Origin of the sequence: uncultured Corynebacterium sp., from assembly GCF_902489365.1 — a bacterium.
In the GTDB taxonomy this organism is placed as follows: domain Bacteria; phylum Actinomycetota; class Actinomycetes; order Mycobacteriales; family Mycobacteriaceae; genus Corynebacterium.
The window spans coordinates 1-14,984 of sequence record NZ_CABTZR010000003.1; the positions used below are offsets into that span (position 1 = coordinate 1).

General features: G+C 63.6%; 12 protein-coding genes and 4 tRNA genes. 4 read left to right on the forward strand and 12 right to left on the reverse strand.

Annotated features, from left to right (window positions below):
• The 5 genes from RDN59_RS00715 to RDN59_RS00735 form a co-directional block, all read right to left on the reverse strand.
• A tRNA-Trp gene (locus RDN59_RS00715) sits at positions 1-58 on the reverse strand.
• A 135-nt stretch (positions 59-193) separates the two neighbouring features.
• Positions 194-265 (reverse strand) — tRNA-Met (locus RDN59_RS00720).
• 34 nt (positions 266-299) lie between these two features.
• Positions 300-375: transfer RNA gene (locus tag RDN59_RS00725), tRNA-Thr, on the reverse strand.
• 370 nt (positions 376-745) lie between these two features.
• Positions 746-827: transfer RNA gene (locus tag RDN59_RS00730), tRNA-Tyr, on the reverse strand.
• Between the two features lie 76 nt (positions 828-903).
• Positions 904-1,908, reverse strand: coding sequence for a polyprenyl synthetase family protein (locus tag RDN59_RS00735; RefSeq protein WP_070744480.1), 1,005 nt, complete (start codon positions 1,906-1,908; stop codon positions 904-906).
• A gap of 93 nt (positions 1,909-2,001) precedes the next feature.
• Here RDN59_RS00735 and RDN59_RS00740 point away from each other — a divergent pair, with 93 nt between their 5' ends.
• On the forward strand, positions 2,002-3,240 hold the full coding sequence (locus tag RDN59_RS00740; RefSeq protein WP_308606125.1) for a geranylgeranyl reductase family protein: 1,239 nt from the start codon (positions 2,002-2,004) through the stop codon (positions 3,238-3,240).
• 20 nt (positions 3,241-3,260) lie between these two features.
• Here the strand turns inward: RDN59_RS00740 and RDN59_RS00745 are convergent, their stop codons facing one another.
• From RDN59_RS00745 to RDN59_RS00775, 7 genes are read right to left on the reverse strand one after another with little or no spacing between them, the layout of a single operon-like run.
• Positions 3,261-3,950, reverse strand: a complete 690-nt coding sequence (locus RDN59_RS00745; RefSeq protein ID WP_308606126.1) for a demethylmenaquinone methyltransferase — start codon at positions 3,948-3,950, stop codon at positions 3,261-3,263.
• Positions 3,951-3,961: 11 nt separating this feature from the next.
• A complete protein-coding gene (locus RDN59_RS00750; protein WP_308606127.1) occupies positions 3,962-5,161 on the reverse strand; it encodes a glycosyltransferase family 1 protein in 1,200 nt (399 codons plus the stop codon).
• 8 nt (positions 5,162-5,169) lie between these two features.
• On the reverse strand, positions 5,170-5,613 hold the full coding sequence (locus RDN59_RS00755; RefSeq protein ID WP_308606128.1) for a DUF3592 domain-containing protein: 444 nt from the start codon (positions 5,611-5,613) through the stop codon (positions 5,170-5,172).
• The gene (gene menD / locus RDN59_RS00760) at positions 5,614-7,302 is read right to left on the reverse strand and encodes a 2-succinyl-5-enolpyruvyl-6-hydroxy-3-cyclohexene-1-carboxylic-acid synthase (RefSeq protein WP_308606129.1); all 1,689 of its coding nucleotides are present in this window, start codon (positions 7,300-7,302) and stop codon (positions 5,614-5,616) included. It lies immediately after the preceding gene.
• On the reverse strand, positions 7,295-7,909 hold the full coding sequence (locus RDN59_RS00765) for a hypothetical protein (protein ID WP_308606130.1): 615 nt from the start codon (positions 7,907-7,909) through the stop codon (positions 7,295-7,297). The genes menD and RDN59_RS00765 overlap by 8 nt, the downstream gene beginning before the upstream one ends.
• A 10-nt stretch (positions 7,910-7,919) precedes the next feature.
• Positions 7,920-10,271, reverse strand: a complete 2,352-nt coding sequence (locus tag RDN59_RS00770; RefSeq protein ID WP_308606131.1) for an excinuclease ABC subunit UvrA — start codon at positions 10,269-10,271, stop codon at positions 7,920-7,922.
• 48 nt (positions 10,272-10,319) lie between these two features.
• Positions 10,320-11,330 (reverse strand): o-succinylbenzoate synthase, encoded by a 1,011-nt coding sequence (locus RDN59_RS00775; protein ID WP_308606132.1) that lies wholly within the window; start codon positions 11,328-11,330, stop codon positions 10,320-10,322.
• A gap of 97 nt (positions 11,331-11,427) precedes the next feature.
• Here RDN59_RS00775 and dcuC point away from each other — a divergent pair, with 97 nt between their 5' ends.
• From dcuC to RDN59_RS00790, 3 genes are all read left to right on the forward strand, one after another.
• Complete coding sequence (gene dcuC / locus RDN59_RS00780) at positions 11,428-12,837, forward strand: C4-dicarboxylate transporter DcuC (RefSeq protein WP_308606133.1); 1,410 nt, start codon at positions 11,428-11,430, stop codon at positions 12,835-12,837.
• A gap of 265 nt (positions 12,838-13,102) precedes the next feature.
• The gene (locus tag RDN59_RS00785; RefSeq protein WP_010189741.1) at positions 13,103-13,564 is read left to right on the forward strand and encodes a DIP1984 family protein; all 462 of its coding nucleotides are present in this window, start codon (positions 13,103-13,105) and stop codon (positions 13,562-13,564) included.
• 365 nt (positions 13,565-13,929) lie between these two features.
• Positions 13,930-14,910: a 1,4-dihydroxy-2-naphthoyl-CoA synthase gene (locus RDN59_RS00790; RefSeq protein WP_070526045.1), complete on the forward strand. Its 981-nt coding sequence runs from the start codon at positions 13,930-13,932 to the stop codon at positions 14,908-14,910.
• The last annotated feature ends 74 nt before the right edge of the window (positions 14,911-14,984 follow it).

The following is a 14,984-nucleotide window of genomic DNA, read 5'->3' on the forward strand; positions in this document are numbered from 1 at the left end:
GACAGGACTCGAACCTGCAACCTACGGTTTTGGAGACCGTTGCGCTACCAATTGCGCCACGCCCCTCTGCGTGCCCTTTTGGGACAACGCACAACCCTACCAGAACGGTGATTCCCCATGGAAACCACGTGCCGTATAAGGCTGGGAGTCGGTAGTGAAAAAGCGCCCGTATGCGGGCGCTTTTCTTTCCCGGTAGCGATGGCGAGAATTGAACTCGCGACACAGCGATTATGAGTCGCTTGCTCTACCACTGAGCTACACCGCCATATTCACCTTCTGAAAGCTTCCAGAAACATGAATGGAGCCCCCTGACAGAATCGAACTGTCGACCTTTTCCTTACCATGGAAACGCTCTGCCGACTGAGCTAAGGGGGCACAGCCTCTTTGAGTCACGGAATTTCTCCGCTGTGCTCTCGTTGAAGCCTTGAAAAGATTAACCCGAAACGCTTAAACAACACAAATCGCCAGCATGGGAGGCATTTTTAGGGCCTTTAAGCACTCCAAGAACACCCCGAAGCAACCACTGTGCCGAGTAGACGACACCTAAGCCTGGTACGCGCCCCTTCAATAGGCGGAGGCGACATTTCGATCAAATAGCGTCCCAGTTTCTCGGGGCCCGGACCCCTTATTTGATCGAAATGACCCTTACCCCACCCTTAACCCCCTTAAGCCCCCTAAGCCGGGGCCAGGCCGGGGATCGAAAAATCCCGCAGACCCATGTGATGTGTCTGCGGGATTTGTTTTGTGCCAGGTAGAAGATTCGAACTTCTGAAGGCAATGCCGGCGGATTTACAGTCCGCTCCCTTTGGCCGCTCGGGCAACCTGGCATGCACTCTTGAGTGCGGTTATGTACTTTACTATGAACTCCCGCCCAACATGCAAATCGCCAGGCAGAAGGGCCTTTTAACCCACGCGCTGAACGGTATAGTCCGCCAACTGGCGCAGTGCTTCACTAGCCGTGCACTCCGGAAGCAGGGAGAGCTGGTCCTCGACCACGCGCAGATACGCGTTAACGTCGGCCAGCGCCTTGTCGCGGCCGCCCGACTGCCACAGCAGCTCGATGGCGCGCTGTACGGAGGCGTCGTCCTCAAGCGGGCCCGTCAGCAGCGCGCGCAGCTCATCGCCAACCTCGCCTTCCTCCTCCAGGGCATAGAGCACCGGCAGGGTGAACACACCCTCGCGCAAGTCCGTGCCCGGGGTCTTCCCGGATTCTTCGGAGTCGGAGAAGATGTCGATGACATCGTCGACGATCTGGAAGATCATGCCTACGGCCGCACCGATTTGGCGCAGCGCTTCGCACTGCTCCGGACCCGCACCCGCGTGATAAGCGCCCAGGTAGCCGGCGGAGGCAATGAGCACCGCGGTCTTTTCCCGGATGACCGCCGTGTAGTGCTCCACGGCATTGGCTTCGCCAGCACCGATGGTTTCCCGCATCTGGCCGGTGACGAGCTCCTCGAACGTCTCCGCGAAATGCTCCACCGTGTGGGTATCCAGCTGGCTCATCAGCCGCGAAGCGTGCGCGAGCAGTGCATCGCCCGCCAGAATGGCCACCGAGTTGGTCCACCGGAAGTTCGCGGAATCCACGCCGCGGCGGCGGTCCGCCTCATCCATGACATCGTCATGGTAGAGCGTAGCCACGTGGACCATTTCCACCACGGTTGCCGCCTTCACCACCTCAGGGGATTGCGAGCGTTCACCGAACTCGGAGGCCAACAACGCCATCATTGGACGGAAGCGCTTGCCACCAGCAAGGGAAAGATGACGCACCTTGTCTTTAATGAAGTCCTGCCCGCGGTCGAGCTCCGTATTCAGCAGGTCCTCTACAGCAGCCATCCCGGCGTTGATACGCTCGGTGAGCTGCGCATCCCCCAAGTCCACGTGCTTGGCGTGAGTTTGGCCGTGTGACATTAAACGTGTTCCTTTAAGCTCAAAAATCCTAGTGTTTACTTACCGTAGCCCATGGCACGGCCCTCAACACACTTGTGGCCACTATCCCGTGCAATGATAGTCCCCATGTCGGAGCAGATCGATTCCACCCTTGTTGACGTCGCCATCGTAGGCGCCGGGCCCGCTGGCGCTGCCGCCGCTATCCACGCCGCACGCGCCGGCCATGAGACGCTGCTTGTCGACGCCTCCCCTTTCCCCCGCGACAAGACCTGCGGCGATGGTCTGACCCCGCGCGCCATGCACCAGTTGGAGCTCCTCGGCATCGAGGTCAACGCCTCCTACCGCAACCGCGGGCTCAAGCTACACGGCTTCGGCGGCACCGTGACCGCCCCGTGGCCTGAGACCTACCCCTCGCACGAAGGCACGGCGCTGCCACGCTATGAATTCGACGCGCTGCTGGTTGAGGCTGCGCAGGCAGCCGGCGCGCAGCTTTTAACCGGCACGGCAACACAGCCGGAACTGGACGGCAACCGGCTGGTCGAGTTCTCCGTCGGCAAGCGCCGCGTGCGCGCCCGGTGGGTCATCGTGGCTGACGGCGTGCGCTCGACGTTTGGCAAGCAGCTGGGCCGCACGTGGCACCGCGAGGAGGTCTATGGCATTGCTGCACGCGCTTATGCCGATTCACCCAACGACGGCGAGGAGTGGATGCACTCCCACGTTGAGCTCAAGGATCCAGAGGGCGTCGTACAGCCGGGCTATGGCTGGATCTTCCCGCTAGGCCAGGGGGTCAATATCGGCTTGGGCGCGCTCTCCACGGCCGCCCGCCCGGCCCGCCTCAACACGAAGAAGGCGCTGGATTTCTACGCTGAGCAGCAGCGTTCGAAATGGGGTCTGGGCGAGCTGCGCAACGTCACCTCGGCGATGCTGCCCATGGGTGGTGCGGTATCTGGAGTTGCCGGCGCGAACTGGATGCTCATCGGTGACGCTGCAGCCTGCGTTAATCCGCTCAACGGCGAGGGCATCGACTATGGCTTGGAAACGGCGGCACTCGCCGTGGAGATGCTCGGCACCAAGGACCTCACCTTGGCGTGGCCAGACCGGCTGCGCGCCGAGTATGGCGAGGCCTTCCTGCTCGCCCGCACCGCCGCGCGCCTGCTGACGTACCCACAGTTCCTACCGCTGGCCGGGCCTGTGGCCATGCGCGGGCCGGTGGGCCGCATGCTCATGCCGGCCGCGGCACGGCTTATGGGAAACCTCATCACCGACGAGGACAAGGATCTGCTTGCCCGAGCCTGGCGGCTGGCCGGCGGGGCGGTCTCCACGCTGCGGCGCGATACTCCCCTTTGGTCCTGAGCACTTTGGCCTTAGGGCCCCTAAGCGGGCTTAACGGCGGAGTGCAGCGCCACGATGCCGAAGGTCAGGTTGCGCCAGCCTGCTTGTTCCCAGCCGTTGCGGTTAATGGCAGCGGCCAGTTCGTGCTGCTCCGGCCACGCGCGGATGGACTCTGCGAGGTAGATATAGGCCTCCGGGTTGGAGGAGACCACCTTGGCAATCGGCGGCAGCAGGCGGGTCAGGTACTCCTTGTACACGGTGCCGAAGAACGGGATGACCGGCTTGGAAAACTCCGCTACTGCCAGGCGCCCGCCGGGTTTGGTCACGCGCGCCATCTCCCGCAGGCCCAGCTCGAAGTCGTGGATATTGCGCAGACCATAGGAAATGGTCACCGCATCGAAGGTGTTATCCGCAAAAGGCAGGCGCATTCCATCGCCGGCCACCTTGGGCACATCGCGCTCCTCGCCAGCCGCGAGCATGCCGAGGGAAAAGTCACAGGCCACACACCACGCGCCGGACTTGGACAGCTCCTCGGTAGAGACGGCCGTTCCGGCAGCCAAGTCAAGGACCTTCTCCCCCGGCTGCAGGTTCAGCCGCTCGCGGGTCAGGCGGCGCCAGCGTGCGTCCTGACCAAAGGACAGCACCGTGTTGGTGATGTCGTATTTCTTGCCCACCGCGTCAAACATGCGCGCGACATCGAAGGGCTTCTTCTCCAGATCTGCCTTAGACACAAGCGCCTAGTCTAGGCGACGCGCGCTCCCAGAGCGCGAGCGGCCCAACGCGGCAGCTCCGGACGCTGGCCCAAAATGGTCAGCGGCACCTCGCGGACATTCTCCAGAACTTCCTCGTAATAGCCCAGCAGCTGCTCGCACAGGGCCGGCCAGGTCTTGGAGGCAATCGACTTCCGGGCGTTCTCCCGCAGCTCCTCGTGGATCTCCGGGTTGAGCAGCGCATCGACGGCGTTGGGGAGGTCCTCGACGAAGGTGGGGACATCGAGAAGCAGCCCGTTATAGCCCTCCTCGATGAGATCCACCGGGCCGCCCGCGCGCGGGCCGATGGTGGGCACGCCTGAGGCCTGCGCCTCCTGGATGGCCTGGCAGAAAGTCTCGAACTCGCCGGCGTGCACGAAGATGTCGAGGCTTGCATATGCGGCTGCGAGCTCCTCGCCGCCCAACGCGCCGGTAAAGACCGCCTCCGGCAGCTGCGCCTCCAGCAGTGGGCGCTCGGGGCCATCGCCGACAATGACGAGCTGGATGTCCTCGCGACCGTTAAGCGCGGACAGGCGGTGTACGCCCTTCTCCGCGGCCAGGCGGCCGACGAAGCCGACGATCTTTTTCTTCCCCGTGGGCTCCCACTCGCGGCGCAGCGCCTCCGAGCGCTTCGAGGGGTGGAAGCGCTCCGAGTCCACGCCGCGACCCCAGTGGCGCACGTTCTTGATGTTGTGCTTCTCCAAGTCAGCAATGGTGAGCGAGGACGGAGCGAGAGTCATTTGGCACGCATTGTGGATGGTGCGCAGCCACTCCCACACCCCATAGGCCAGCGCGGAAGCGTGGTACTTGGTGGCGAAACCGGCCACATCGGTCTGGTACAGCGCCACGGCCGGAATGCGTAGCTGACGTGCAGAAAATGCTCCCGCCGCTCCCAAGACGAAGGGGCTGGCCAGGTGGATGATGTCCGGCTTGAACTCACGCAGCGCCTCGTCCACAGCGGAGGTGGGAACGCCGACTGGGAGCGAATCCACTAACGGCACGCGCACGGTGGGCACGCGCACGATGGTGAACCCGAGGTAATCGGGGATTTCCTCTTGGCCCTTGCGGGCACCGGGCGCGATGACGATGGCTTCGTGACCGTGCTCGTGGAGGTGCTCGAGGACACGCAACACGGAGTTGGTCACTCCATTGACGTTAGGCAAGAAGGATTCCGCGACGATGGCAACACGCATGCGTCCCATCATTCCTTTCCTGAGTGCTCGGCTGGTAAAGCACGTGCTAAATTCCGGTTAACTTTCCCGCTTGCCCACCACAAGGCACCCGCTAACAGGGTAGCGACGGCTGCTGAAGACAGCGCCGGGATGAGCGACAGGGTCCATTCGCGGCCCTCCACCTTGACTAGGTCCGGGTTGTTCTTGGCGTAGAGCACCCAGACCTGCTGGCCCTCTCCTAGCCCGGTGGGATAAAGCAGCCCGGTGGGTGGGGTGTGATAGATACCTTCGGCATCCTGGAAATCCACGAAGGTGCGCAGGCTGCCGACGTCCGTCACCGTGGCCAGCGCGCGCCCGGGGTTGGCGTTGATGGTGCGGTCGTTCAAGAAAGGGCCGATGACCATTCCCGCCATACCCACTAATGCCGCGGCATACAGCACCAGGATCAGCTGGCGTACCCGGCGCCGCGGCATTTACTGGCCTACCTTGGCGTTCAGCGCCTCCTGCAGCGCGCGGCGCGAGGACCGGGTGGTATGCGCCTCCACGACGGTGATGCCGGTGGAGTATTCCTTGAGCTCTGCGAGAACATCGAGCAGCTCCTGCGCCGAGCTCACCTCGCGGTGCTCAGCACCGCAAGCCTCCGCCAGCTTGGCGACGCCCACCCCATGCGGCGTCCCAAACGCCTTCTCGAAGGAGGGGCGGAGGGGCTCGCGGCCTTGCTCGAGCACCTCGAAGATGCCGCCGCCGTCGTCGTTTGAAACGACGATGGTGAGATTCTCCGGACGCGGGTTGTCTTCGGGGAGGATGAGGGAGGTGGCGTCGTGGAGGAAGGTGACATCCCCCATGAGCGCCACGGTGCGCGGGGCGCGGGGTGCGTCGGCCTCGCGGGACTGAGTGGCCAGCGCAATACCGATGGCCTGCGCGACGGTGCCGTCGATGCCAGCAGCCCCGCGCGGCGAGTAGGTCTCCACACCGTCGAAGGGCAGGCCGATGAAGGACGCATCCCGCACCGCGTTGGAGGCGCCCAGGACGAGGGTATCGCCGACAGCGAGGGTATCGCCCACCGCGGCGGCGACGTGGAGGCCGGTAAAGCCGATCTCGGGCTTGGTGGCGTCCTCACCGGTGGTCTCCGCCAGAACCTCACGAACACCGTCGGCCGCCATCTGGGCCGCACCTTCGCAGATTTTCATCCACTCGCGCGTGGGCTCGCCGCTGGTCTTGACGGTGGTTCCTAGCTGCGCGGCCTCGCCGCGCGGGTTGGTGAAGTCTTCCGTGCGGGACAGGCAGATGAGGTCGATATCAGGATCACTGAGCAGCGCCAGAACTCCACGGTGCAGGGTGGGGTGGCCCACGACGATGACCTGGTCCGCCTTGGTGTTGACCACGTAGTCATTGGCGGACACCTGAGCGCGGCGGAACAGGTGGGCCGCGGCCGGGTGCACCGGGCGATAGGGCGCGGGTGCCGTGGGCTCCGCAATGGTGGGGACATCCTCCAGCCCCTCTACCTCCCAGGCTTCATCGCCCGCGATGACGAGCGTGTTGCGACTGAGATCGACGGCCACCTCGCCGTGATTGGACCAGCGCGGGGTGCGCGCGCGGTGCTGCGTGTAATCCGTCGGGGTACCGGGCAGCTCTTCGCCTACCAGCGGGGCGTCGAGGGCCACGTTGATGTGCACCTGGCGATCATTCAAAAAGCGCTCCGCGATAAGCGGGATATCACTCGTGGTCTCCACCTGGGTGGTCTCTGCATACACACCGAAGATGCCAGGCTGCTCAATGGTCTGGGAAGCTCCCGTGCCCACCAAGCGGCCCGGGCGGTCCGCGCTGATAACCGCCAGCGGGGTGTGCGAGTAATGCGCCTCCACCATCGCGGGCAGCGTATTGGCTACCGCGGTGCCGGAGGTCATGACGATGCCGACGTGCCGGCGCTGGACGCGGGCGAGACCGAGGGCAGCGAAGGCGGCGGAGCGCTCATCCAGGCGAGTATGCACGCGAATATCGCTGCGCGCGAGAAACGCCAGAGACAGCGGCGCGTTGCGCGAGCCGGGGCAAAGTACGACGTCAGTGAGGTGCCGCGAGAGCTGAGCAGCGAGTGCTTCAGCCAGCTGCATCGACTCCGGCTGCGAGGACTCCACGGGCTGTGTATTAGGTGTGCTAGGCATTCTCTGCACCGCCCGCACCGGGCTCACCGTTGCCCGACTCTAATTCGCCGAAGAGATCATTGAGCAGGCTCTCTAGGTCAGATCCGCCCTGATCCAGCTGATCTTGGATGCTCGGCGGCAGCTCCGTCGGGACCTCCGGTGGCAGCTCAGTAGGAATCTCAGTGGGGAGGCGATCCCGCGGAGATTCCTTCGTGGTAGTCACCGTAGTAGGGACTTCGGTGGTCACGGTCTCGGTGACCGGCTCTGGGGCCGGTTTATTGGCATCCGCGGCCGCACCGCGCCAGAGGAAGAACAGCACGCCGGCGAAAACGACGGCGATGGCGGCAATAGCAGCGAAGACATAGGCCAAGGCTCCCCCACCCTTCTTCGGCTCCTCCACCTGGTAGCTCGACGGAACCGGGTCATACTGCGGTTGCTGATAATTCTGGTCATAGCCCTGCTGATAGGGCTGGCCGAAAGCTTGCGTGTTCTGGGAGCCAGGCTCTGGGAAGTGCTGTTGGGGACGCTGTGGCGGCTGCTGCTGGGGCGCGCCGAACTGGCGGGTTTCGTTCTCACCGTTGACGCGGCCGAACTGCCGCGTCTCGTTGTCGCCGTTGTTGTTGGTCATGGGATTTACCTTATCGTGCACCCGCGCCACTTAGCACCCGGCCGGTGGGCGTCTCACCCGCCGCGACCTGAGCCGGTGTGCCATCCGCCACGATCTGTCCGCCCTCCGCGCCGGAGCCCGGGCCCATCTCAATGACCCGGTCAGCACCAGCGATGAGGTGACGGTCGTGGTCTGCCACCACGACGGTATGCGAGGCATCCACCAGCGAGTGCAGCTCAGTAATGAGCAGGTCAATATCGGCCGGATGCAGGCCCACGGTGGGCTCATCCAGCAGGTAGACAGTATGGCCCCGGCGCGAGTTGCGGGAGCGCTGAAGTTCCGTGGCGAGCTTGATGCGCTGGGCCTCACCGCCGGAGAGCTCCGGGGCGCCCTGGCCCAGGCGCAGGTAACCTAGCCCCACCGCTTCCAAGGTTTGCAACGCGTGGAGGATCGGCGCTTCATCAGCAAAGACCTCCAGAGCTTCTTCCACCGTGAGGTCGAGGATGTCCGCGATGGTCCTGCCCTGCCAACGGATGGACAAGGTGTCATCGTTATAGCGCTGTCCCTGGCAGTCCGGGCATTGGGTATAGGAGCCGGGCAGGAAGACCAGCTCGACCTCGATCTGGCCGGCACCGCCGCAGGTATGGCACTGGCCCTGTTTGACGTTGTAGGAAAAGCGCGAGACCGTCCATTTCTTCTTCTTGGCCTCCGGCGTGGCGGCGAAGAGCTTGCGCACATTGTCGAAGAGGTTGGTGTACGTCGCCACCGTGGAGCGCGGGGTTCGGCCGATTGGCTTTTGGGTAATGGAGACCACACGCTTGACCTGCTCCGGACACTTTGGCCCCGTGAGCGTGTCATGAAGCGCGGCCAGCAACGTGGATTTACCGGAACCCGAGAGCCCAGTGATAGCCGTGAACTGGCCCAGCCCAAAGTCCACGTCGAGGCCATCGATGGTGTGCGAGCGCACCTGACGCAGCGCGATGTCCCCGTGCGCCGGGCGCGCATCGGCCTTGGGCGTGGGGCGAGGGCGGGCCAAGGCACGCGCGGTAGGGGTATCAGCGGAGTCCGCCGCCGCAATATAGTCGGCGACGGGACCCGAGTACACCACCTGGCCGCCGCGCTCACCGGCGAGCGGGCCGACATCCACGATCCAATCGGCCTGCTTGACCAGTTCCATGTCATGCTCCACCAGCAGCACCGAGTTCCCCTCCGCGATGAAGCGACGGCACATATCGAGCACCGCACCCCGCTCCACCGGATGCAGGCCGGCCGATGGCTCATCCAGGACATAGGTCACGCCATAGAGCCCTGAGCGCAGCTGCGCGGCTAGGCGCAGGCGTTGGATCTCACCACCCGAGAGCGTGTCCGTAGGCCTATCCAGGCTGAGGTGCCCCAGGCCGAGTTCCAGTGCGGATTCAAGGGCCGGAAGGAGGGCCTTGAGGAGCAGGTCTTCGGCATCATTCGGCTGTGGGCTTTGGCCGTTAAGCAGCTCGTAGGCCTCGCTGAGCGGGAGGGCATTGAATTCGTCGATAGGCAGCCCGGCGTAGGTGACCTTGAGGGCCTTCGCCGTCAGCCGGCGCCCCTGGCAGGTATCGCACCGGCGGGTTTCCATGAAACTCAAGACGCGTGCACGAAGTGTGTCCGACTTCGTCTCCGCATAGGTCTTGGTCAGGTAGCTGGCCACGGAGCGCCACGTACCCTCGTAATTGCGCTGGATCTGATCCGCCCCGCGGCGCGGCTTGACGGTCACCACTGGGCGTTCCTCGGTGAAGAGGATCCACTCGCGGTCTTTCTTCGGCAAGTCTTCCCACGGCGAATCCAGGTCATAGCCCAGTTCTTGCAGAATGTCGTGGAAGTTCTTGCCTGCCCAGGCTCCGGGCCACGCAGCGATTGCGCCATCCTCGATGCTCAGGCTAGGGTCCGGCACCATCGAGGCTTCCGTGGGCTCGTGGACTACGCCGGTGCCCTGACACTCCGGGCACATGCCCTCCGGGGTATTCGGGGAGAAGGAATCGGAGTACAGCCCCTCCGGATTGTCACCGCAGCGCGAGTAGAGCAGGCGCACGGAGTTCGACATGGCGGAGATCGTCCCCACGGTGGAGCGCGCGCTGCTTGCGGCCGCCGACTGCTGCAGCGCGACCGTCGGCGGCAGCCCTTCGATACGGCCGACCTGCGGGTCCACCGCGGAGGCAATAAGACGGCGGGCAAAGGGTGCGACGGACTCCAGGTAGCGGCGCTGGCCTTCGCCATGAATAGTGCCGAAGGCCAGCGAAGACTTGCCGGAGCCGGACACCCCCGTCACGGCCACGAGCTGGCCGCGTGGGAGGTCCACATCCACGTTGCGAAGGTTGTGCAGGTGCGCGTCTCTCACGGAAATCGTCATGCCCGCCAGCCTACGCTGACCTCCGGACATGGGCCGTGAGCTGTGATTTTAAAGGTGCGGCCAGCACTGACGCACGCGCTCGAACCACCAGTCGCGCCGCTCGCCCGGCGCGGCGAGCGCGCTGAGGCGATCCGGGTCGGGGGCAAGGGCTTCGGCGCGCAGGGAGCCGTCGACAAGCTCGCGCGGTGCTGTCACATCCTCAAGGAACAGCGATCCGGTGGCCAGGCCCGCGGCAGCCGGGGTGACGTCGATGTCTTCGTCGTCATAGATCTGCGGCAAGGCGGCCACCGCAGCCAAGCCCATAGAGATTCCCACAGAGGTGTCCAGTGCGGAGGCCACCGTGATGTCCATGTGGCGCTCGCGCAGGTGGGCGGCTACCTCGAGAACCTTGCGCACACCGCCCAGTGGCGCGGGCTTGACCACGGCGACGTCTGCAGCCTGCAACTCCGCCACCCGGTAAGGGTCACTGGCCTTGCGGATGGACTCGTCGGCCGCCACGCGCACGAAAATCCCGGCGTGCATGAGCTGGGTGCGCACCTCCTTGAGTTCCTCGACGGTCTTGCACGGCTGCTCCATGTAATCCAGCGGCATCATTTCCTTTGCCGCAACAACGGCCTCTTCCACGCTCCAGCCACAGTTGGCGTCGACGCGCAGCACCGGCACACGGCCTTTGGCTTCGATGTGGGCGCGGACGGCGTGAACGCGCGCGATGTCATCCTCCAGGCTCTGCCCCTTCTCCGCCACCTTGATCTTGAAGGTGCGGCAACCGGGGTAGCGCTCCATGACCTCGGGCACCTGCTCGGCGGGGACCGCGGGGATTGTGCCGTTGACCTCTACCCACTCGCGCACGGGCTCCGGGAAGCCCTCGTAGGCCGCCTCCAGTCCGGCGGCCAGCCAGCGCGCGGATTCCTCTGCCCCGTACTCCAAGAAGGGGGCGAACTCACCCCAGCCCGCGGGGCCGTCGATAAGCAGTGCTTCCCGGGTGGTAATGCCGCGGAACTTCACGGCGAGGGGCAGGGATACCACGTGGGCGCGGTCGAGGACGTCATCAATATGCATGGGTTTCATCGTACGTGTGGGGGTTGGGTGCGACACCTGTCATAGCCGGTGTTAGGTTATAACGGTAAGTGGATATAACCAGAAGAAGGATCCTCAGATGCTTTACCTTCTCATCGCACTGCTGGCCATCGCCGCAGTTGTCTACCTCATCTATAAGAAAGTCCACGCCGCGGCCTCCATCTTTGCTGTTGGCGTAATCCTACTCATGCTCGCCGCTCTCACCGGGCGCGCGGACTTCCGCACCACCGAAATCGAAGCCAGCGGCAATGCCTTCTACGACCAGCTGCTTGTCGTCGACGCACTGTTCAAGGCACGCTTCTCCGGCATCGGCATGGCAATCATGGTGCTCTTCGGCTTCGTGTCCTACATGCGGCACATCGGTGCCGACGCCAAGACGGTCGTGGTGCTCTCCTCACCGCTCAAGCGCTTCAAAGGTTCCTACTGGCTGGTTCCGGTGGGCTTCATTTTGGGTACGCTCCTGTCGTTGGTGATTCCTTCGGCCGCAGCGCTTTCCCTATTGCTCGTGGCCACTCTCCTGCCAGCGCTCATCGCCGCGGGCCTGACACCGCTGACCGTGGGCGCCATCGTGGTGACCTCCTCCACCATCGTTCCCACTCCGCTGGAGGCAGGCCTCATTCAGGGCGCCGACCTCACCAACATGACGCCGACGGAATTCGTCTACGGTGCCGTCGCCTACGCCACGGTTCCCACGCTCCTCATCACGGCCTTCGTCCACATGTGGTGGCAGCACCGCTGCGATAAGGCAGATGCCCGCAAGGCCTTGGCCTCCGGTGAGGTCACCGCCGACTCGATGCACGATGACGCCACCGAGGAAGCCATCGCCCGCGCTGCTTCCCTGCCGGGCTACTACGCCGTGCTCCCACTCATGCCGCTGCTGCTCATCATTATCTCCGCCATTCTTAACCGTTTGGGTGTCATCCCCTTTGAGGGCGGCATCCTCCCGGTGACGGTGGTCTCCTTGTTCATCGCGATGATCATTGAGTCCATCCGCAAGCGCACCGTCACCGGTGCTGTGGATTCCATCTCTAGCTTCTTCAAGGGCATGGGCGAGGGTGCCGCGGGCGTCGTGGCCTTGCTGGTCGCCGCCGCCGTCCTCGTGGAAGGTATTACGCAGATGGGTGTCATCGACATGCTTATCGACGCCGCCGAAGGCTCCTCCGGTGCCGCCGTCCTTATCGTCCTCGTCTTCGTCGCTGCCACCGCCGCGATGGCCGCACTCACCGGCTCCGGTACCGCGCCTTACTTCGCCTTCTCTGAAGTGGTGCCCAACCTGGCCTCGCAGACCTCCATCCACGCACCGCAGATGCTCACCGCCATTTGGGGTACGTCCAACCTCATGCGCCAGGTCTCCCCGGTCAACGCCGCGGTACTCATTGTCTCCGGCGCCATCAAGGTCAACCCCATCCAGCTGGTCAAGCGCACCTCCGTACCCATGATTGTGGCGACGGTGCTCAATACGCTGTTTGCGTTCATGTTTATTGGGTAGCGGTTTCCGCCCAGGCTCACCGGTGCTCGCTGAGCCCGCGGTACGTTTTGGTAAATACGGTCCCCCAAATCCGAAAAAACTGCGGGCATATTTACGAAAACGTACCAACCAACCGTGCGCAACGTACACAACGATCAAATAAGGCCCCAGATCATCGAAGTTTTGGGGCCCTATTTGTTAGAACCGTCACGGCTCTAAGGCGGAGCCTACTGACTGCCGTACAATTGCTTAGACAATGAATCCCATCAAGGGTGAAGGAGCAACCATGCTACTTGCTGAAGCCTTGGCCGAGCGCGCCCAGGCGCAGGAGCGCCTCAACTCGCTGAGTGACCGCCTCGCGGCGACGGTCCGCATTCAGGAAGGCGATGAACCGGATGAGAACCCCACGGATCTCCTCCGAGAACTCGAGGGCGTGACCAAGCGCATCGATGAGCTCGTCATCGCGATCAACGCCACGAACACGGCCACCGCGTTCGACGATGAGATCACGCTCATGGAAGCGCTGGCGCTGCGTGATGGTCTGCTGCGCAAGCGACGCATCTACCAGGGATTGGCAGAGCGTGCGGGTGCGCGCCACGACCGTTACTCCCGCTCGGAGATCAAGTTCGTGGCCACCGTGCCCGTGCCAAAGCTGCGCGAGCGCGCAGATGATCTGGCCCGCCAGTACCGCGAGCTGGATACCCGCATCCAGCAGCTGAACTGGAATACGGAACTGATAACTAAATAGCGACTGCCGCTTCTTGTGCCGCACTCGTGCGGCACGTCATGTCGTTCGACATTTAGTCATGTCGTGTGCGCTGAGCCGCACACGACGGTAGCCCACACTCTTCGCAGCGAGCGCAACCCTTTCTGGGCAGGGAAAAGTCCAGTGCTTCTCAGGCGCCTTCGTAGCGCAAGAAGGCAGGGAGGTTCGATTCCGTCCCACTGTATGGTGTACCGCGCTGGTACGGAGTACACGTGCACATTGACGGGGATAATCCCGCAGTATTGTTTATTGTTTATCACCGCCGCGCTGGGCGGAGAGTGTGGGTGAGGGTTTGGGAATGGGGACTATACTTCCGGCGCACCGCTTTCCAATTAAGCTGGTGTGCCATGAGCGAGCAGAAAAACTACAGCACAGATAATCCTTTCAAGCCGGAGCTCTGGCGTCCTGTCGAGGGCTTTGAAGACCTGACGGACATCACCTATCACCGGCTCATCAGTGACGGTCCGAAGCCCCAGCGCAAGGACGGCATCGTCCGCATCGCCTTCGACCGCCCCGAGGTGCGCAATGCGTTTCGTCCGCACACGGTGGATGAGCTTTATCGCGCGCTGGACCACGCGCGCCGCACCCCGGATGTCGGCACGGTGTTGCTAACCGGCAACGGGCCATCCCAAAAGGACGGCGGCTGGGCCTTCTGCTCCGGCGGTGACCAGCGCATCCGCGGCCGCTCCGGGTATCGCTATGCCACGGAGCATGCGCATGATGACGCGACTGCCGATGAATCCACCGTGGACACCGCCCGCGAGAAGGTTGAGGGCGGCCGCCTACACATCTTGGAGGTCCAGCGCCTCATCCGCACCATGCCCAAGGTGGTCATCGCCGTGGTCAACGGCTGGGCCGCCGGCGGCGGGCATTCCCTGCACGTGGTGTGCGATATGACCATTGCCTCCCGCCAGGAGGCCCGCTTCAAACAGACTGACGCCGACGTCGGCTCCTTCGACGCCGGCTATGGCTCGGCCTACCTGGCCAAGATGGTGGGCCAGAAATACGCCCGCGAGATTTTCTTCCTGGGCCGCACCTACGACGCGCAGCGCATGTACGAGATGGGTGCGGTCAACGAGGTAGTTGACCACGCCGAGCTGGAAGACGCCGCCATCCAGATGGGGCGTGAAATCAACATGAAGTCCCCCACCGCCCAGCGCATGCTCAAGTTCGCCTTCAACCTCACCGATGACGGCCTCATGGGCCAGCAGGTCTTCGCCGGCGAAGCCACCCGCCTGGCTTACATGACAGACGAGGCCGTCGAGGGCAAGGAGTCCTTCCTGGAAAAGCGCGAGCCCAACTGGGATGACTTCCCGTACTACTACTAGGCCTCCATCGAGGGCTCGTGCCTTCTCTTCCACCCGAAAGATAAAAAACGGGTAATATCCGGGACAGTTAACGC